The organism is Fontibacillus panacisegetis, from assembly GCF_900102215.1.
GTDB classification, from domain to species: Bacteria; Bacillota; Bacilli; order Paenibacillales; family Paenibacillaceae; genus Fontibacillus; species Fontibacillus panacisegetis.
Genome location: NZ_FNBG01000042.1, coordinates 16,625 through 34,798, shown reverse-complemented (window position 1 = coordinate 34,798; position 18,174 = coordinate 16,625). Strand labels below are relative to the sequence as shown.

The 18,174-nt window shown below is 44.4% G+C and carries 20 protein-coding genes; 5 read left to right on the top strand and 15 right to left on the bottom strand.

From position 1 onward, the window contains the following. Window positions 1-344 (top strand): transposase (locus BLS49_RS22565; protein ID WP_245742584.1); only part of this gene is annotated, 344 nt, incomplete at its 5' end. A 456-nt stretch (window positions 345-800) separates the two neighbouring features. Here the strand turns inward: BLS49_RS22565 and BLS49_RS22560 are convergent. From BLS49_RS22560 to BLS49_RS24925, 6 genes are read right to left on the bottom strand one after another with little or no spacing between them, the layout of a single operon-like run. Next, complete coding sequence (locus tag BLS49_RS22560; protein ID WP_091236009.1) at window positions 801-1,268, bottom strand: 2-thiouracil desulfurase family protein; 468 nt, start codon at window positions 1,266-1,268, stop codon at window positions 801-803. A 34-nt stretch (window positions 1,269-1,302) separates the two neighbouring features. Then, entirely contained in the window at window positions 1,303-2,394 is a 1,092-nt protein-coding gene (locus BLS49_RS22555) for an ABC transporter substrate-binding protein (RefSeq protein ID WP_091236007.1), read from the bottom strand. Window positions 2,395-2,437: 43 nt separating this feature from the next. After that, entirely contained in the window at window positions 2,438-3,232 is a 795-nt protein-coding gene (locus BLS49_RS22550) for an ABC transporter permease (RefSeq protein ID WP_091236005.1), read from the bottom strand. Further along, on the bottom strand, window positions 3,229-4,032 hold the full coding sequence (locus BLS49_RS22545) for an ABC transporter permease (RefSeq protein ID WP_091236003.1): 804 nt from the start codon (window positions 4,030-4,032) through the stop codon (window positions 3,229-3,231). The genes BLS49_RS22550 and BLS49_RS22545 overlap by 4 nt, the downstream gene beginning before the upstream one ends. 2 nt (window positions 4,033-4,034) lie before the next feature. Then, window positions 4,035-4,802: an ABC transporter ATP-binding protein gene (locus BLS49_RS22540; RefSeq protein WP_091236022.1), complete on the bottom strand. Its 768-nt coding sequence runs from the start codon at window positions 4,800-4,802 to the stop codon at window positions 4,035-4,037. 6 nt (window positions 4,803-4,808) lie between these two features. Then, window positions 4,809-5,483 (bottom strand): carboxymuconolactone decarboxylase family protein, encoded by a 675-nt coding sequence (locus tag BLS49_RS24925; RefSeq protein WP_175471516.1) that lies wholly within the window; start codon window positions 5,481-5,483, stop codon window positions 4,809-4,811. Window positions 5,484-5,652: 169 nt separating this feature from the next. On the opposite strand from BLS49_RS24925, the gene BLS49_RS22530 reads away from it, so the two are divergent. Beyond that, window positions 5,653-6,570 carry a LysR family transcriptional regulator gene (locus tag BLS49_RS22530; protein ID WP_175471515.1) on the top strand — a complete coding sequence of 306 codons (918 nt, stop codon included), beginning with the start codon at window positions 5,653-5,655 and terminating at the stop codon, window positions 6,568-6,570. A gap of 167 nt (window positions 6,571-6,737) precedes the next feature. Here the strand turns inward: BLS49_RS22530 and BLS49_RS22525 are convergent, their stop codons facing one another. The 8 genes from BLS49_RS22525 to BLS49_RS22490 all read right to left on the bottom strand — a co-directional run bounded on the left by BLS49_RS22525 (window position 6,738) and on the right by BLS49_RS22490 (window position 13,522). After that, entirely contained in the window at window positions 6,738-7,085 is a 348-nt protein-coding gene (locus tag BLS49_RS22525) for an EamA family transporter (RefSeq protein WP_091235999.1), read from the bottom strand. Beyond that, entirely contained in the window at window positions 7,069-7,416 is a 348-nt protein-coding gene (locus tag BLS49_RS22520; RefSeq protein ID WP_091235997.1) for a DUF2304 domain-containing protein, read from the bottom strand. The genes BLS49_RS22525 and BLS49_RS22520 overlap by 17 nt, the downstream gene beginning before the upstream one ends. After that, window positions 7,413-8,138 (bottom strand): glycosyltransferase family 2 protein, encoded by a 726-nt coding sequence (locus tag BLS49_RS22515; RefSeq protein ID WP_091235995.1) that lies wholly within the window; start codon window positions 8,136-8,138, stop codon window positions 7,413-7,415. The genes BLS49_RS22520 and BLS49_RS22515 overlap by 4 nt, the downstream gene beginning before the upstream one ends. Further along, the gene (locus tag BLS49_RS22510) at window positions 8,125-9,417 is read right to left on the bottom strand and encodes an ArnT family glycosyltransferase (RefSeq protein ID WP_245742722.1); all 1,293 of its coding nucleotides are present in this window, start codon (window positions 9,415-9,417) and stop codon (window positions 8,125-8,127) included. Before BLS49_RS22510 ends, BLS49_RS22515 begins: the two co-directional genes overlap by 14 nt. A 495-nt stretch (window positions 9,418-9,912) precedes the next feature. After that, window positions 9,913-10,863, bottom strand: coding sequence for a DUF4097 family beta strand repeat-containing protein (locus BLS49_RS22505; protein ID WP_091235987.1), 951 nt, complete (start codon window positions 10,861-10,863; stop codon window positions 9,913-9,915). After that, window positions 10,853-11,461: an HAAS signaling domain-containing protein gene (locus BLS49_RS22500; protein WP_091235986.1), complete on the bottom strand. Its 609-nt coding sequence runs from the start codon at window positions 11,459-11,461 to the stop codon at window positions 10,853-10,855. The genes BLS49_RS22505 and BLS49_RS22500 overlap by 11 nt, the downstream gene beginning before the upstream one ends. Beyond that, window positions 11,458-11,784 (bottom strand): PadR family transcriptional regulator, encoded by a 327-nt coding sequence (locus tag BLS49_RS22495; RefSeq protein WP_091235984.1) that lies wholly within the window; start codon window positions 11,782-11,784, stop codon window positions 11,458-11,460. Before BLS49_RS22495 ends, BLS49_RS22500 begins: the two co-directional genes overlap by 4 nt. 166 nt (window positions 11,785-11,950) lie before the next feature. Then, window positions 11,951-13,522, bottom strand: a complete 1,572-nt coding sequence (locus tag BLS49_RS22490; RefSeq protein ID WP_091235982.1) for an FAD-dependent oxidoreductase — start codon at window positions 13,520-13,522, stop codon at window positions 11,951-11,953. 158 nt (window positions 13,523-13,680) lie between these two features. Here BLS49_RS22490 and BLS49_RS22485 point away from each other — a divergent pair, with 158 nt between their 5' ends. The 3 genes from BLS49_RS22485 to BLS49_RS22475 are packed head-to-tail and all read left to right on the top strand — an operon-like array spanning window position 13,681 to window position 17,725. Then, complete coding sequence (locus BLS49_RS22485) at window positions 13,681-15,306, top strand: spore germination protein (protein ID WP_091235980.1); 1,626 nt, start codon at window positions 13,681-13,683, stop codon at window positions 15,304-15,306. 34 nt (window positions 15,307-15,340) lie between these two features. Further along, window positions 15,341-16,582, top strand: coding sequence for a Ger(x)C family spore germination protein (locus tag BLS49_RS22480; protein ID WP_091235979.1), 1,242 nt, complete (start codon window positions 15,341-15,343; stop codon window positions 16,580-16,582). A gap of 39 nt (window positions 16,583-16,621) precedes the next feature. Then, a complete protein-coding gene (locus BLS49_RS22475) occupies window positions 16,622-17,725 on the top strand; it encodes a GerAB/ArcD/ProY family transporter (RefSeq protein ID WP_091235977.1) in 1,104 nt (367 codons plus the stop codon). Here the strand turns inward: BLS49_RS22475 and BLS49_RS24640 are convergent. After that, window positions 17,708-18,025, bottom strand: a complete 318-nt coding sequence (locus BLS49_RS24640) for a hypothetical protein (protein WP_139173168.1) — start codon at window positions 18,023-18,025, stop codon at window positions 17,708-17,710. The genes BLS49_RS22475 and BLS49_RS24640 overlap by 18 nt on opposite strands. Between the last annotated feature and the right edge of the window lie 149 nt (window positions 18,026-18,174).

Sequence of the window (18,174 nt, the reverse complement as noted above, 5' to 3'; positions counted from 1 at the left end):
CCGTACAACGCCACATTTGGGAGAGCGACAAGGAAAAAGTAGCAAAATACCGGCAAAGTGATGCAGGAAAAGCCGCTTACGCCATACGATGCCAAACTATAGAGCGAAGCTTCGCGGATGCCAAAGTGCTCCACGGGCTTCGCTATTGCCGGTTTCGGGGCAGAGAAAATGTACAGATTCAAGCGTTGCTAACCGCAACTGCACAGAACATTAAGAAGATAGCCCTCCACCTTTCCAGAAGGACTATCTCGAATATGCACAAGATTTCGTATAGTATTTTACATCTTCATTTTCATTTTTCTTTCGATACTAAGTTTAAAAGTAGGGGTATCTCAACAGCCTGACTTTTGCATCAATTTCGCGTCAACGTCCTGTCTAGTGCTCAAAAGCTGCACATTTGCATTAATTCTGCATGATGAGCAGGAGTAGATCACCTTCAATATGGAAAAGTTCAAAAAGCCTGCGAAAGCGCAGGTTTTTTCCCGTGCGATGGCTAATGTGTCCAAAATTGCTGCAAAAGTACATCAATTCAGCCGAAAGTGGTTCCAAACCTGAGATGTGAGCCCTAAAGCCTGCATTTTTGCATCAATTTCGCGTCAACCTCCTGTCCAGTGCTCAAAAGCTGCACATTTGCATCAATTGTGCACAATAAGCAAATGGAGCTCCCAGCCCCAAAAGACCTAAGGCAGATGAGTGAAGTGCACCCCCTAGAGTTCATCGGTTTACCCGGAGGGGTTTTTCCAATGTCTATTCTAAGGGGTGCACTTCACAGTGCCCTAGGTCTTTTCTTGTAATTCTCGCTATTGAACGTCAATAGCCGCTATTCTCTGCTCTACTTCATCAAGTTGGTCCTCACCGTACACTTCGAATCCATGCTCGCGAAGCAGTTCTGTAGTGCGGCCTTCACCCGGAGCCTTGTTGTCGGTAAATGTGCCATCGTAGATGAACAAGCTGCCGCATGAAGGGCTGTCCTGCTTAAGAATGGCGAGTGCTACGTCATGAGTTTGAGCGAGTGAAAGTGTAGCTTGTGCACCGATCTCAAATTCTTCAGTCACATCATTTCCGTTGCCTGTGACGACGCGATTTCCTTGCCTTTGAGCGTCGGGTCTTGGTGTTGGCAAGCCACCTACTACTTCAGGGCAAATATGAACGAGTCGTCCTTCCTCATACCATTTGAGAAAACGAGGATCTAGGCAGGGAACGTCCCCATTATCATAACGAACCTTATGACCCAGCAGACAGGCGCTAACGAGAATTTTCTTTTTCATTGTGTATCACCTCGTAATAGAATCGGTTCTTTAACTACTGTGCTTTACCCGTAGCTAAGTTGAAGATTTCATCGGTATAGGCTTTGGACAGATCGACTTTATTTTTCACAACTCCAAATTCATAGGCGATATCCGCAGTTTGCTGGAACGATTCCTTGTTGATTTGACCGATTTGGGATGGGTCGGCTCCTTCAGGAAGAACCAGCTTGCCGATAGCAATAGCCATACTCAATTGATGTTCGCGTGTTGTGCTGTCTTTGTCAGCACTTTTCATCACAATATCAACCGCTTCTTCAGGATTGTTGATGGTGTCCTGCCATCCTTTAAAGGAAGCTCTCAGGAATTTAGCTGCTGCATCTTTGTTCTTCTCCAACCATTCGGTGTTCGCGAACAAATTATCCTGCAGCATCGCTACACCTTCTTCATTCATATCGATGACGTTGAGGTCCGATTCCTTAAGTCCTTGCTCAAGCAGGATCGGGAATTCATTGTGTGTAAGCGCGGAAGCTGCGTCCAGTTGATCGTTCAACAATTGATCCATTGTGAAGCCTTGTTTAGCCAGTTCTACATCTTTAGGAGCTTCAAGATTGTACTTTTTAAATAGAGCTAAAATTTCGAACTCCAATCCACCCATCCAGCTGCCAACCTTTTTACCTTTCAGATCAGCGGGGCTGTTGATACCGGCGGATTTTTTGGAGACGAGCAACATGCCGCTCTTTTGAGAGATTTGTGCAATTTCGATAATAGGGAAGCCTTGCTCCTGGTGCGATAGCAGACTGGCTACCCAGGAGTTGCCGATTTCTGCTGCACCGTTGGCCACCTGCTGTTCAGGAACAATGTCAGGTCCACCGGGAAGAATTTCAACATCGAGCCCTTCCTCTTTGTAATACCCTTTATCGAGAGCCACATAATATCCGGCGAATTGAGTTTGAGGCACCCATTTAAGTTGAAGACGAATTTTAACTGGTTGATCAGCTGCAGCTGCATTTCCTTCATTAGCTGTGTTTGCGGATGAAGCAACCTCTTTGTTGTTTCCGCAACCGGACAGGACCAACATAAATACAAGAATTGCAGACAAACCTAATGTGCTGATGCGTTTGAACTTACGAGATGGAATCTTAATCATTGACGTACTCTCTCCTTTTGCAAAATATGATGAAATTTTATTTCTAAGTTCTTTGAGATACATGCCACCGGATACAGAGGCTCTCCAACAGCTGAACTATGAAATAGAGTAGAACTCCTACTATAGCGGACAGGACGATACATGCCCATCCGACCGACATTTGAGCGATCTTAAGGGAGTTGGATAACATATATCCGAGTCCTTTGGAGGAAAAGAAAAATTCGCTGACGATCGCTCCGATCATTCCGGCGGTGGTGTTGATTTTTAGCGCTGTGAACAGATGCGGCAGACAGTTAGGTAATCTAAGCCGCCAAAAAATCACATAGCTGCTGGACGCGTAAGAGTGCATGAGGTCCAGTGCAAGGGGATCAACATTTCGTAATCCTTTATGGGCATTCAAGGCCATAGCTGCAATGGTTGTAATGGTAACAATAGAAACTCTGGAACCTAATCCATCACCGAACCATAGATTCATAATGGGAGCTAGTGCGATAATCGGCACTGCATTTAGAGCGGCGACTAGAATGAGACCGCCAACACCCCATTTTGGCCAAATGACAGCAAGGGTTGCAAACAAGAACCCGATAAGTGAACCGATCAATATACCAAGAATGGCTTCGCTCACTGTATATTTGGTATAGAACAGCAGCGTGTCCCAGTTATCGATCAAAGCCTGCCATATGGATAACGGTAGAGGCAGCTGATGGATTTTGATATTAAATATCGTATGGAACAGCTTGGCCTGCCATAAACCGATGAGTAGAATGAACGATAGGAGTGGGATACCAAATTGCAGCAGAACATGATTAGTAAATCCGGACTTTTGTTTTCTGCTCATTGATGATCGTCTCCTTTCCGCTGAAAAGCAGGCTGCCAAGGAGTACACAGCCGTTCAATCAAGCTGACAAGACCGTATCCGGCGATTCCTAACAGAGCACTGGCTACAACAGACGCCCAGAACATATAGGTATGGGACGGGCCATAGTATAAATTCCGCAGGATAACGACTCCTATACCATGCTTGGTCCCCATCAACTCAACGAGGATTGCTGCGGTCACAGATAATGGAGCTGCAATTTTAAGGCCGCTGAACAGATTCGGTAAGGCGCTTGGCAGCTTGAGCTTCCAATAGGTCTGATATGATTTGGCGGCATAGGAATGCATAAGCTCAAGCGATTGTTGACTTGTGCTTCTCAAGCCGCTGAGTGTGTTAAGAGATACCGGGAAAAATGTAATGTATCCGGCGATCACAATCCGCGATAGATTTTGATCATGTATGATACCGTAGATGATAGGAGCGAGCCCTAATACCGGAATCATTTGCGAAATAATGAGATACGGAAAGGCAATTCGTTCGGCCCATTTGGAAATGCTCATAATGACTGCTAGTAAAACCCCGAATGAGGCGCCAAGCAAAAAGCCAAGCCCTGCGTTACCGAATGTAACAATCCCTTCTTGAACTAAAGTACCGCTATAAGTTACCAAAGTAGATAACACCTTATGTACATAAGGGAGCTTCGATTGTGCCAGCTGTGTCTCTGCAATCTCGGTGATGTACCAAGAGATTAGTTCCCATAGTACAAGAACCACCAGCAGCCATAAGAAAGCTGGAAGGAAACGGTTGCCGTGTCTTTTCACCGTTACACCCCCTCGAAGCTATCCCTGATGGTGGCGATCAATTGGAAAAAGGCCGGATCGTTCCGAAGCTCTTTGTTACGCGGACGAGGTAGATCAATATCGACGACCGCCGACAATCTGCCGGGATGAGGTGACAGGACGAACACGCGATCTGACAAGAACACGGATTCAGGAATGCTATGTGTAACAAAAACTACAGTGCTGCGGATTTTACTCCAAATGGCTAATAGCTCTTCGTTAAGGCGCTCACGAGAAAATTCATCAAGAGCGGAGAAGGGCTCGTCCATCAATAAAATTTCAGGCTCCATCGCTAGAGCTCGTGCAATAGCAACCCGTTGCTGCATACCTCCGCTTAATTGCCACGGATATTTATCCGCAAACTCGGTGAGTCCTACCAGCTCAAGCAGCTCTTCTGCTTTGTGAATACGATCCTGCTTGCTCACCTTCATCAATTCAAGCGGCAGCGTAATATTGTCACGTACCTTCCGCCAGTCATAAAGAACGGGGTTCTGAAAGACAATACCGTATTTTTGCGACAAACGTGCTTCCTTAGCGGAACTGCCAGCTACCTTTACTGAGCCCTCCGATGGCTGAAGAAGATCTGCGATAATTCTTAAGAGTGTCGTTTTACCACAGCCGGAAGGACCGAGAAGTGAAATGAACTCACCTTTAGTTATTTTCAGGCTGACATCCTGCAGCGCTAACGTGGACGATTGATCAGCCGAATAACGCATGCTGACATTTTGTAATTCAATTTCTGAAATGGTCATATCCATCTACTCTCTTTCAAAGGCGAAAATAGTATTAAGCTGATGCGCTATAGCTGAGCCCGCTTTTAATGCAGCTGCAAGAAGGCCAACTTCAGCAAGCTGTTCTATCTGGATTCCGGCTGCTGCGGCGCGTTGGGTAAAATATTCAATCGCATAGGCGTTTCCCAATACTTGTGCGCAGCCAACTGCGATGATAAGCTTGTCCTTTTCTGAAATATGTCCCCCATCCGCTAGAACCGAATGGATAAAGTCGAATTGGGCGTCATAGATTCTCTCATTGATGCTGGAGACTGAATCTAGCAATTCCAGATTGCTAACAGAATACAAGTCGGTTAAGGCTTTACCATAATAAGCTTGCAGCGTGTTGGCAGAAAGGGCAAAAGCGGCAAAGGATTGAACCGCGGCGGCTACGGCAGAGGTTTCGGCGAGCTCTTCCAGCGTAACTCCGGCTTCCTTCGCCCTACTTACATGAAGATCTATACAATATGGACAGCCTGTAATATGAGCAAGTGATACGGCGATGAGCTCTTTAAATTGTAAGGATAGAACACCATCGGCAAAAGCGGCCTGAGAAAAACTATGGAATGCGCTCAAACGCTTCGGATCATGTGCAAAAAGCTGTCTTAATAACTGATTTTCCTCAGCAGGTGTAACCCTAGGATATAGACTTGCTGTATTCATATCGTTGTCAGGACTCCCTCACAAAGGCATAAATTTAATTTTTCAATAAAACCTTGTAAATTAATTGGATTAATTGAGATTATATTTGCTATAATAGTTCATTAATTGGCAAAAGTATAATTGAAAGAGATAATCAGACAATTTAATAATGTTAAAGAGGCGAGACAACATGGAGATACGATTGATCAAAACTTTTCAAAGTATAGTAAAGCTAGGAAGCTTTCGGCTTGCTGCCGAAGCTCTGCAATACTCTCAGCCGACGATAACAGTTCAAATTAAGAAATTGGAGGATGAGCTAGGGGTCAAGCTGTTTGAAAGAGGGAAGACGATTGAATTAACCGAAGCGGGTCGTTTTTTTTATGAACGTTCTGACGTACTGTTGAAGAACTACTCGGATCTGAATGAGACGATGAGCAATTTTTTGAATGGGGAGACGGGTAGTGTACGTATCGGTGCAGCGGAGCCATCTGCCAGCAGGCGTATCCCGGAAATTTTGTCCTCTTTTCTCAGGACACAGCCTCAGGTCAACATCAAGGTGTCTGTTGGGACAAATAGAGAATTGATGCAAATGCTGCTCGATCATGAGATTGATTTTGCTTTTTGTCATCAGCCCGAAAATAATCTCCTTGAGACCTGCCGTCAGCCCGCTAACGAGGTTGAACTGGAGTTTGAGCCGTTGCAATCCGAACGTTTGGTGCTGCTTTTACCTGAGGATCACATTTTGAATACAGAGAAAGATGAAATCTACCTTCATGATCTTGAACATCAGCGGTTTATTTTGACGCCGACGACCTGTCCGTTTCGTATTCGCATGGAATCGCTGCTTGCCCAGAAAGTGGAGTCATTGAGCTCGAACAGTATAGAAGTGGGAAGTTTAACTGCTATTAGATACTATGTTCAGGCAGGAATAGGGATTTCCTTAATTCCAGATGTAGAAGCTAGCCCGTTATTAAAAGGAACAGCAGTGAAATCCGTTGTCGATTTGAGTGATGGACCAGAAATGGGGATACTTATAAATAGACAAGCAAGAGGTATGAATGTCATGGCTAAGCGCTTGATGGAGTCTATTCGTAATCAATGGAAATAACTAAACATTCGATTAAAAAGTACCTAATTGAAATTTTTGCTTAGAGGAAGCTCAAAAGGACTTGCACAAACACCCCCTGAGGCATACGGCCTTAGGGGGTGTTGACGTTAACCATGACAATGTCTTGTCGCAAGATTAGGTAATCGTAGATCGTATGTACGAATTACCTATGACCTTGCCAGTAAATAGACGCCAAACATAATGACAGCGACTCCGGCCAGCTTGGTCGGCGTAATAGATTCCCCGAATATATAATAGGCAGGGAGCATAGCCAGTACGTAGGCAAAGGCTTGCATTGGATAGGCGACACTGAGCGGCAGCCGAGTTAAAACGGCGAACCATAATATGGTGGCTATGCCATATAAGGCAATGCCACTAATGACGGCAGGGGAGATGATCAGCTTGCTCCAATTCAGGCCGCCAGAACGATCAAGTCCGATTTTGAACAGCATCTGCCCTGTAACGAGCAGTATAATATTTCCGAGTAATAGGAGATAACTAATTGTTTTGTCCACGAGGAGCCTCCCGTTCCTTCAAAATCGTTAATTCCTGAGTCAGTCGCAGTACTTGACTGGAGAGCCGGGTTATTACGATAGTCAGGTGAAGTATAATAGCGAAGCAAAATAAAAGTCCAAACAGAAACAGAATGGCAGGAGCGTATTTCACGCCAAGCCGATCAGAAATCCATTCGATGAAATGAACATTAAATGAGACTATAAGTAAAGTGACACTGAACAGAATCCATAGAAGGGAATATTGCTCCTTCAGCTTTTGTCGCCTCACAAGCTCTAGTACGATAAGCAAAAATAACGCTGCGAGAACAACGGACAGCACATATATAGTCATGGCTTGGACACCGCCGTTCTGTCATATCGAATTGCGCTCATAAGAACGGCTAATGTTACTTTAATCATATAATAGGCTGATTTCAAGGGAGTAATGGAAGACTTACCGGCTTGGCGCAAACGCATTTCCGTAGACACCTCGGCAATTTGGCAGCCCTTGCGTTTTAAATATACAATCGACTCTACCTCGGGATAATCGATAGGATAGTAGTCGGCGTACAGCTCGATGACCTTGCGTCCGGCAGCACGAAATCCGCTGGTCGTATCTGTAAAGCGCTGGCCCGTCACAAGCGAAACTAAGCCAGAGAAGAATACCATGCCGATTCTTCTCATGACGGAGGAACGAAAGGAGGTCGTCTCCAAATATCTTGATCCGATAACAAGATCATAGCTGACCGCCTTGGAAATCAGCTTAGGCAATTCCTCAGCGGGGTGCTGCCCATCTGCATCCATTTGAATCGCGATATCGTAATCCATTCTTTTGGCGTATATATATCCAGTCTGCATGCCGCCACCGATCCCAACATTATAAGGGAGAGTAAGAACACGTGCACCTGCACGGACAGCATATTGCTCGGTAAGATCTCTTGATCCATCATTGATGACGACGATGTCTGCACTAGGCACGTGACGATGAATATCATGGATTACCGCTGCGATACTATTCTCTTCGTTGTAGGCTGGAATGATAACGAGTACTCTGGGAGCCTTAGTGCTTTTCATGCTGTAGAGGGCCTCCTTTTTTCATTCGTCCCCAACGTCCAGTGTTGATCCCTGTTAGGAACTGGTCGACCATATAGGAACCGAACAGAATTAACAGCACCATATTTGGATAACCGTAGCGATTAAAAGCGACAAAAGGTACATAGATAACAGTAAAATAAGCCAGTGCGAGTAGAAGCGGCAGCAGGCGGGAAAATTTGTGTTTCACCAGCGCCCACACGATGCCAGCCATGTTCAGTATCATTAGCGCGATTTGCAGCACGTTCATGACAGGACGAGATATCGGCCAGATTGGTCTCGAATAGAAAGGATGGAAATACAGCTCTACCCATCTGCCAACGGTGAACCAGTGCAAATATTTCAAAGGTTCATGCTTGAAGCCATAAGCGATAATGTCTAGACCTTTTTGAATAGCCCTGCTGTCGGCCCCCTGGAATATCGTTTCCGGATCGTATTCAGGATGAGCTACAAAAAATCCGGCTGGCGGCAGCTGCCATTTAATGCGTGTACCTAACAGGAACGGACTGCCACCGGAATTAGTGAACAGAATAAATTCATGAAATGTGATCCAATTGCGTATCCACCAAGGGGTCAGCAGTGCAATATATACAATCGCCATCAAAAATGTATATTTAAGCATAAGCCGCCAAGGGATTTTCGCTCTCCACCACAAAATAAGAAACACGGCAGGATAGAGCGAGGCATGGGGCTTGAAATAGGCAGCGGCAGCCGTAAGTACACCGATTAGTATGTACATACTGCTCTTGTTTCGCTCCATTGCGAGTATAGTCACGCAGACCAATAGCAGAAGAAGGGTGCGAAATATTGTCTCAGACAGAATAACTCCTGATGAGAAGTAGTCCGGTAAATACAGTGCACTAATTATGCAGGCTATGAGCGCCACCCTTGTATTAAAAATACGTCGGCCAATCCAAAAGATGAGATAGATGGATAGAGCCTGTAAAATACACTGAAAAATCCGAAAGGCGATGATACCGCCTTGCTCTTGGCCAAATACTGCCATAAAGCCGGATAAAACTAGCGGTAGTCCAGGCATGATGAAGGCAGAGGGCTGATCTTTTGTGTTGTAAGCCAATACACCCTCATTCAGCAGCAGGCGGGAAGTTTGAATATATTTAACGTCATCATTATTTGGCTTGATAGGATCCCCTAGCAAAAAATAATCGTTATAGACGAGAACAATAATGCAAGAAAGAATCCCTACGAAGGCGATTAATCCGAAAAGCAGCATTTTTGCAGGGCGACTCAGTTCTGACATTGCGTTCAATTAGATCAACTCCTGTTAATAATTCTAAGCTAGCTAGGCAGATAGACAAATTATACCATATTATAGTGTATATCCATAAATTCGGTTTTGCAATCCTGTTGAAGTAAAGCAAAAAAAGGGACTCTCCCAAAAGTAGGGTTAGTGTCAAAACTAGAAATAGCGGTGCAAGGAAGATGATCCCTGCGCCGCTTGATCCTGCCACACATTGTATGACCGTATCTCATGTGTAATAGTGTCATGCTGCGGAATTCCTGAAATTCCTGCAAATGTGCAGGCTTTCTCTAAGGATTCTCTTCAAACTAGTCTATTCTGAAACATATTCATGCATTTTTGCAGGCTTTTGTTCATCCTTTCATAGCTACTTATATAAAACTGTATTTTTGCAGCTTTTCCTGATATTTTGCCTTTCCACTGCTAAACAAGAAGCGTCCCTCAAAGTTTTCTTAGATAACTTTTGGGACAGCCTCTTAATGATTTTGTTTGCTGCTACTCTATGCTTATATTTCCTGAGGTTACCCGAATTTTGATAAGGTCTGAGTTCTTCATTGGTGAATCCGGTGCCTTGATATTGCCAGACGTGGATTTTAGATCATAGATTCCTTTAAAGCTGTCGTCAATGGATAGTTTGACATTTCCGGATTGATTCGAGATATCCAAAGAATCTGAACGTTGATCGGATAACGTGATATTTCCGGAAGTACTTTTGAATTCTCCAGGGCCCGTAAGATTGTTAATTTTTGTGTTTCCAGAAGTAATGGAAGTCTTGACCGGGCCATTAACATGATCAATAGAGATCTCTCCGGAAGTCGACTCCACGATTAAAGCGCCAGTTAGCTCATCCACCTTAGTATTACCTGATGTCAAATTGATCTCCGTATCTCCTGCAATCTTCTTAGCGGTAATGTTGCCAGACGTAGCGTTTAGAGTGAGCTGATTCGTTTTGGCGTTTTCAACTACTATATTGCCAGAAGACGTGGACACTTCGATCGTTTTACCAACAAGATCTGTGAAGCTGCCATCGTTAGAGGTTAGTTTAAATTTGAGCTGATCCAGCTGTTCCGGTTTGCTGAGAGCCACCGTGATTTGCTGCTTAGTAGAATGGAAGTTGAAGCTAAAAAAGCTCCAGGATTGCTTCTCCGTCAAATTCAGCGTAAAGCTATCTCCTGCTGCGACGGTATTCTTAAGCTGATCAATTGTTTCCTGCTTCATATTACCGCTGACTTCGACGTAATTACTGTTGTCACTGCTATTGATAAATTTAACGTCCACATTGTAATCACTATTTACATTTAATGAGGTCAAACTATCAAAGGACCATTTTTGCTGATGGTAGGGCAGTTCTTCGTTATTGCTAAAATCAAATTGCTGGTAAGCCATTCCCGCAATACCGAGGGCTATTAAAATGATTGCGATAAAAGACCATCTTTTATTGTTCATTCACTTGCACTCCTTTTGCTAAATGTTGATTCCATTTCCAATAGGACATACTGCCTCTGACCAGTAATTTAAAAATATAACGTGCGAGTATCATCAGTAATATACCGATCCCAACCAGAATAATGGAGGTAAAACCTTGAATCGGTTGTATGCTCCCTTTCATGATAAACTCCAGCCCTAGCGCAAGCGGACTGATTAGACCCGCAAAAGCTCCAACTGCGATACTAACCGCACTAGCCCAACAGGATAGCAGGAGGGGGATGACAATAAGATTAAGAAAGAACAGACCTGTATAAATCATTGCCTTGGTGAAACCATTTTGAGAGCGTGAGTCCGTTAATTCCGTTGCTGGAGCTGAAAAATGCTCAGGATTCATCCAATAGACCGGATCAGGTGGATGAACATTTCGTTCTCCAATTGCTTCTTTAGCAAGCTCTGCAGGATCTCCAAGCTCCCGTACAACATCGCTCTCGCTTTTTCCATTCTGTTCGGCAAAGGCGAAGTGATTCTCATAGTCCTCCATCAGTTCGTCACGCTCCTCTGGCGGAAGAACAGACAAATGGCTATATAGATGCGATAAAAACTCGCTCTTGTTCATAAATGGCTTCCTCTCTCTATTAATGTTGACACACTATTTACGAATTGTTTCCACTCCGTGACTAGCTTTCTCATGTGAACTTCTCCCTCTCGCGTCAGTTTATAATATTTACGCGGAGGACCCTCCGTGGATTCCTGTAGATAGGTCGTACAATAACCTTCGTTAACAAGTCTTCGCAGGAGCGGATAAAGCGCACCTTCTGCAATCTCAATATGCTGGGATACGGACTGGGCTAGCTCATAGCCATAACGATCATGCTCGTGAATAAGCACTAATACGCAGAGCTCAAGCGCCCCTTTCTTAAATTGGATGCTAATATCCAACGACAATCGCCTCATTTTCTCTGTTAATCATTTTCTAGTACTGAATAATGATTGGTATGTCTGGCTGTATAGTATCATACAGTACTGAATAATGCAATTTAGTGGGTTCACATGAAAAAAGCCGTTCCCCGAAGAAGATACATGGCGGGGAACGGAATAATAGAGGTTACTCAGAATCTTTATATTGCAATTTTAACGGAGCCAAGTTTTTAGTTGCCGGACCTTCTATAACACTACCCCTGTAGTCGAATCTCGATCCGTGGCAAGGACAATCCCATGAGCGTTCGGCAGTATTCCACTCTAATTCACAGCCCAGATGGGTGCAAGTGTTATCTACCAAATGGACAATTCCCTTGTCATCTCGGTAAGCCCCGGCTCTTTTGCCACGATGACTGACCACAGCTCCTTGTCCCGGGACAAGGTCCTCTGCTTTTAAATAGATTTTTTCTATTTTGCCAGTTATCCATTCTGCGGCTACTTCTGCATTTTGTACGGCGAGATTTTTGAGGCCAGGATTAGCCTTGAATCTGGAGGGAGTAAACAATTCAGCATAGCGATTATCCTTTCCCAGGATAAGGTCAGAAATGATCTGAGCTGCTAAGGTGCTGCTTGTCATTCCCCATTTGCCGTATCCGGTAGCTACATAGACATAGGGATGTCTGGAGGTGATCGGACCGATATAAGGGATGCCATCGATCGTTGTTAAATCCTGGGCAGACCAGCGGTATGGAATGGCCTGAATGCCAAAATGATCTCGTCCGAACTGCTCCAGCTCTTCATAACGTTTGATCGTACAATCGGTTTTTCCGGTTTTGTGAGATTCTCCCCCAACAAGGATGAGCTGTTTGCCGTTATGCTCAGCAGAACGAAGAGAGCGTTTAGGATTACCGCAGTTAATATACATACCTTCGGAAAGAGGAGTTTTGGGCTCGATGGCGACAACATAAGAACGCTCAGCATGCAGCCTCGTAAAATACAGTCCTCCACCATCAGAAAACGGAAAGTGTGATGCGGATACTGCATAGCGGCAAGTAATAGAGTGACCGTTGCTGGCTTGCAGACGAAGCTTGTGTTCCTGGGTATCCTCTACCTTGTCTTCTATTGTTGTATCATCGTACAGTTCGCCACCATGCTGCGTAACGTATTCAAGAAGTATTTTTACATATTGAATCGGGTGAAACTGGGCCTGATCAGGCATGACGATAGCTCCTTTAGCAAGGCCGGGGACAGGCAAATCATCGATCCATTTGCCGGGTAATCCCAGCTGTTCATAAGCTGACCACTCGTTGCGCAGCTTCTCAAGCTGTTCGTCCGAATCAGCATACAAATAGGCAGGCTGCTGCTGAAATTGGCAATCGATGTTGTGGTCATGAATCGTTTTAGTGATAAAGGATCGAGCTTCCTCATTGGCCTCAAAATAGAGCCGTGCTCCTTCCTGCCCGAAGTACTGAATCAGATTGTCATAGATCAACCCGTGCTGGGAGGTGATTTTGGCGGTCGTATAACCGGTGGTGCCATCCAGAATGCTTCCTGTCTCTAGAATACATACCTTGAGTCCGGCTTTCACTAGCAAGTAGGCGGTAGTTATACCTGTGATACCGGCACCGATGACAGCCACGTCGGTTTCAATATCTTTTTTGAGCTTGGAGAAAGACGGTAAATCGATACCTTGTCTCCACATCGATTCGGGAAACTGTGGAAGCTCGGGTTTGTCCGAAGGGGACGAGCTATTGTTCATTTCATAGCCTCCTAATGGATTGATAGTGTTCATTATTCCCATGGAAGGGATATACAAAACTAACCCTAATAAGAGTGAATTGATCGATTTTCGCATGAAACACCCACTAATTACAAATACTGGTCTCATCGATATGCGATAGTCAGGAGCTGAAGTCAATGTTGCGGAATCGGTCTCGAAAACCTGCAAGTCAACACCGTGGTTCTGATGAGAAGCCCAGAGAACAGGGAACAAGGCAGGGGAATATGCCTCCATTAGGTGAATTGAAGGAAATTTTCGAGCGGATCAGACAAGAAACAGGCCATAGTCCTGACATTATTATTAGAGAAGTAGAACTAAAAGATGCCTCCACAGAGATATCGCTTGCAGCTGCTGTTGTCTTTTTGAATGGCCTTAGTAACGAGAAATCGATCAACCATTTCGTCATGGAATCTCTGATGAAATTTAAGCCTGATGAAGAGGTTATTTCGGATAAGAGAAGGCTGATGGAATCACTTTTGAAGCATTCGCTGTCATTTGGGGAAGCTATTATTGAGAATGAATGGAACGATTTGATTCTGGCACTCCTGTCAGGGGATACAGTGGTATTAATTGAAGGCTGTGACCAGGTGCTGATCATAGGAACACAAGGCGGTGAATGGCGTTCAGTTACCGAGCCTTCCTCACAGCTTGTAGTACGCGGCCCCAAGGATAGCTTCGTTGAATCCATCGGAACGAATATTTCATTAATTCGAAGACGGATCAAAAACCCTGATTTATGGCTTGAATCGATGAAGATCGGCTCGGTGACACATACGCATGTAGCGATTATGTATTTGGAGGGCGTTGTTGATAAACAACTGGTCAAGGAAATAAAGCGACGACTTAAGGATATTCAGATCGATGGTGTATTGGAGTCAGCCTACATCGAGGAATTTATCCAAGACGCTACATTTACTCCGTTTCCCACAGTGTTTAATACGGAACGGCCGGATGTGGCGGCGGGTAACTTGCTGGAAGGCAAGGTTGTGCTGCTGGTTGATGGTACTCCATTTGTATTAGTTCTCCCTACAGTATTTGCACAGTTTTTTCAATCTCCCGAAGACTATGCGCAGCGCTCCGATATCAGCCTGTTAATGCGTCTGATTCGCTATATCAGCTTTATCATTCTTCTGCTAGGTCCGTCGGTATATATAGCACTTACGACTTTTCATTATGAGATGATTCCATCATTGCTGCTGGTTAACTTTATGGCGCAGCGTGAGGGCGTACCGTTTCCCGCTTTCATTGAGGCGATGCTAATGGAGATTACGTTCGAAATTTTACGGGAAGCCGGGGTGCGTATGCCGCGCGCAATCGGACAGACTGTATCCATTGTAGGAGCACTCATTTTGGGACAGGCCGTAGTAGAGGCAGGTATCATAACTCCGATTATGGTTATTGTGGTAGCTTTAACAGGCATCGCAAGCTTTGCTATCCCGGCGTACAATTTGTCGATTGCAGGACGATTGTTCCGTTTTTATTTTATGGTGCTGGGCGGGATGTTTGGCTTCTACGGGATTACTCTTGGATTGATTGCACTTGTAGCTCATATGAACAGTCTGCGGTCTTTTGGAGTTCCGTATTTGTCACCTATAAGTCCCTTTGTGCTCCAGAGCCAGAAGGATATCATTTTTCGATTTCCAATGTGGATGCAGAAGTCCCCTGATCAATCAGGGAACAAGCAAGAAAAGATCAGGGTTGCTGAGGAAGTACTTCCCCAAAGGAAGGATAGCGGTTCGGACCATAACCCTGCGAAACCCTGATCCGACATTATTATTGAAGGAGAAGTGTGACGATATGGGCAAGAATAGGTCGCATTGGGTGGAAGCTCTACGAGGTTTGCTCCTATTGATTTGTCTCTTTGGAGTGTTGTTTTTAACAGGCTGTTGGGATGCTAAGGAGCTAAATAAGAGAGCGGTCGTTTCTGGTATTGGTATCGATCTAGCTAAAGGGGAAGAGAAATACCTGGTATCCCTGCAAATTATTATTGCTGACGAAATATCAGGGAAAATAGGGAGAGGAGCGACTCCAACCACAGTATACCAAGCGAGAGGTAAAACGATAATCGATGCTATCCGCAATACGTCACGTAAAGTGCCACGCTTAGTTTCTCCGGCCCAAGCCAGAATGATTGTGATGTCAGAGGATGTTGCAAGAGAAGGTGTTGCGGGGATCGTGGATTTTTTGGATCGGGATTCGGATATACGACTTACGGCTAAAGTATACGTAGTTAAAAGGGGAGTGTCGGCTGGGGATATAGTCTCTGCATTAACCCCAATAGGAAAAATTACAGGTTATGCCTTAGCACAAAAAACAGATTTGGCCTCACAAGAGCTTGGCGAGAATTATTCGGTTGAGGTGGATGACGTGATCAGAGGAATGCTTATTCCTGAAGGCGGGCCAGTCCTTAACGGTCTGACTATAGACGGAGATGTTAAGGCAGGAGGCAAGAAGAGCAGTCTGGAGTCATCGATCAGCCCGGGAATGGTCCAGTTGTACAGGATGGCTGTGTTTAAGGGCGATAAGATGCAGTTATGGCTAAGTGAGGAGGAAAATCGTGGCCTTGTTTGGATCAAGAACAAAATGAAAAAATCAGTTATTGTCATTCCATCCCCAAAGGATGGTGGCGATATTTCATTGGAAGTGATGCGGTCTCGCACAAGGATGAAGGCATCGCTAAACGATCCTGAGCATCCTGTTATTCGATTTAGCGTGATGACTCAATTTTCGATCCGTGAAGTGAACAGTAATATAGATCTACGAAATCCGTATGAATTACAAACCATGGAGCAAACTGTTCAACAAGTAATTCAAAAGCAGATGCAAACAGTGGTAGACAAGGCGCAATCCATCAAGTGTGACATGTTCACATTTAGTGAAGCAATGGAACGTGCTGATCCTGTACAGTGGAAAAAGATAAAGAACAAGTGGGGACAAATTTTTCCCAGAGTAAAGGTGGAGTATCATGTGGATGCGGTTATTCGTAATTCGCAGATGAGAGATCGTTCTTTCAAATATTATACGAATTCAGAACAGTAATGTGGATGCTTGTAAGTATGGAAGGGGATGACCGTCAGTATGGAATCGACCAAAATCAAACCCATGCAGTTTTTCTCTCTATTAGTCCTGTTTCAGCTTGGAACCGCCCTTGTCGTAAATTTGGGTATTCAATCCGGGAGAGATGCGTGGATAGCTATTTTAGCTGGTATGCTGATCGGTCTGGTGCTCTTTACTGTTTACTCCATTCTGTACAAGCTATTTCCGAATATGCTGCCGACATCCTATTCCAAGGTATTGCTGGGCAAGTATGTGGGCACAGTTATCAGCATCGCTTATGTGGTGTTTTTTATGAACAAGGCTTCCCGAGATTTATTGGACGGGGGATTGTTAATCATCAGTTCTACTCTAAAGGAAACGCCTCTTCCAATCGTCAACCTGATGATGGTGCTTACTGTAGCCTATGTGCTCCATAAGGGAATTGAAGTTATGGCTCGAACAGCAACCATTTTTCTGGCTATCACCTTAATGCTTGGGTTTTTGATCGGGATCGTCATTTTATTCTCTGACATCATTGAAATGAGTCGGCTCCTGCCTGTTTTGGGAGATGGGGTAATGCCTGTATTTGATTCCATAATCAAACAAAATTATCAGTTTCCGTTTGCTGAAGTGATTTGCTTTAAAATGGTCATGCCCTCTCTTGGAGATCAAAAAAAGGGAATCAGAGCGGGGTATATGGCCGTTCTACTCTCAGGATTAATACTCAGCGGTACGGCAATGGTTACTATATCTGCGCTAGGGGTGGATATTGCTGAACGTTCATCATTTCCTCTGCTTACGATGGTTGGTAAAGCTGCGATATCGGATTTTATACAGCGAACCGATATACTCGTAGTTATGGTGCTGATTATCGGAGATTTTTTCAAAATCAGCATGTTCTATTACGCTGCCGTGATCGGCATGTCCGACCTGTTCAAGGTTCCATATCGAAAGCTGCTCTATCCGACAGCTATTATCATACTTCTGTTCTCTATCTTGATCGCTCGCAACTACAGTGAGCATGTAATGAAGGGTGGACGAGCGCTGTATTTTATTGATCCGATATTTTTTATTGTGATACCGCTTATTCTTATCATTGCTGCGACCGTCTATAGATTCCGTTCCAGATCAAGAACTGGGGCCTGACTTTGGGTTAAAGCCTGAATCTGGGTTTGCATTAATATTTGAATTAGTGTCTGGGCTTGAGCTGGAGGTACTGGAAGTGGTGTGCTCTTGTTTACGTCGCAGGTATCGGATCAGATCAGGAATGACAAGAAGCAGGACCATGAACACCGCGATAAATCGCTCAATTTGAGTGAACAGTGTATATTTCCAGTTGATCATAAATGTATTCCACGGCAAGCCTACACATATATCGATAAAAATGGTGTAGATACAGCTCAGGAGCAGAAATAACAGCAGTACCTTGTATTTTCTTGATATCAAAATAATGCCCCCTTAAACAGTTCTTCTTATAAGAGTAGTATGAAAAAAATGTAGGTCCATCATACCTTCGATTTCGTATACGTATCATTGACTACATATGAAATAAGACTTATACTAATTCTAAATAAAAAAATAACAAGGAATGATAT

What these genes read in the sequence shown, in the direction of transcription:
- BLS49_RS22560 (WP_091236009.1), bottom strand. Translation starts at nt 1,268, where the DNA reads ATGAAAAAGAAAATTCTCGTTAGCGCCTGTCTGCTGGGTCATAAGGTT.
- BLS49_RS22555 (WP_091236007.1), bottom strand. Translation starts at nt 2,394, where the DNA reads ATGATTAAGATTCCATCTCGTAAGTTCAAACGCATCAGCACATTAGGT.
- BLS49_RS22550 (WP_091236005.1), bottom strand. Translation starts at nt 3,232, where the DNA reads ATGAGCAGAAAACAAAAGTCCGGATTTACTAATCATGTTCTGCTGCAA.
- BLS49_RS22540 (WP_091236022.1), bottom strand. Translation starts at nt 4,802, where the DNA reads ATGACCATTTCAGAAATTGAATTACAAAATGTCAGCATGCGTTATTCG.
- BLS49_RS24925 (WP_175471516.1), bottom strand. Translation starts at nt 5,483, where the DNA reads ATGAATACAGCAAGTCTATATCCTAGGGTTACACCTGCTGAGGAAAAT.
- BLS49_RS22530 (WP_175471515.1), top strand. Translation starts at nt 5,653, where the DNA reads ATGGAGATACGATTGATCAAAACTTTTCAAAGTATAGTAAAGCTAGGA.
- BLS49_RS22520 (WP_091235997.1), bottom strand. Translation starts at nt 7,416, where the DNA reads ATGACTATATATGTGCTGTCCGTTGTTCTCGCAGCGTTATTTTTGCTT.
- BLS49_RS22515 (WP_091235995.1), bottom strand. Translation starts at nt 8,138, where the DNA reads ATGAAAAGCACTAAGGCTCCCAGAGTACTCGTTATCATTCCAGCCTAC.
- BLS49_RS22510 (WP_245742722.1), bottom strand. Translation starts at nt 9,417, where the DNA reads ATGTCAGAACTGAGTCGCCCTGCAAAAATGCTGCTTTTCGGATTAATC.
- BLS49_RS22505 (WP_091235987.1), bottom strand. Translation starts at nt 10,863, where the DNA reads ATGAACAATAAAAGATGGTCTTTTATCGCAATCATTTTAATAGCCCTC.
- BLS49_RS22500 (WP_091235986.1), bottom strand. Translation starts at nt 11,461, where the DNA reads ATGAACAAGAGCGAGTTTTTATCGCATCTATATAGCCATTTGTCTGTT.
- BLS49_RS22490 (WP_091235982.1), bottom strand. Translation starts at nt 13,522, where the DNA reads ATGAACAATAGCTCGTCCCCTTCGGACAAACCCGAGCTTCCACAGTTT.
- BLS49_RS22485 (WP_091235980.1), top strand. Translation starts at nt 13,681, where the DNA reads ATGTTGCGGAATCGGTCTCGAAAACCTGCAAGTCAACACCGTGGTTCT.
- BLS49_RS22480 (WP_091235979.1), top strand. Translation starts at nt 15,341, where the DNA reads ATGGGCAAGAATAGGTCGCATTGGGTGGAAGCTCTACGAGGTTTGCTC.
- BLS49_RS22475 (WP_091235977.1), top strand. Translation starts at nt 16,622, where the DNA reads ATGGAATCGACCAAAATCAAACCCATGCAGTTTTTCTCTCTATTAGTC.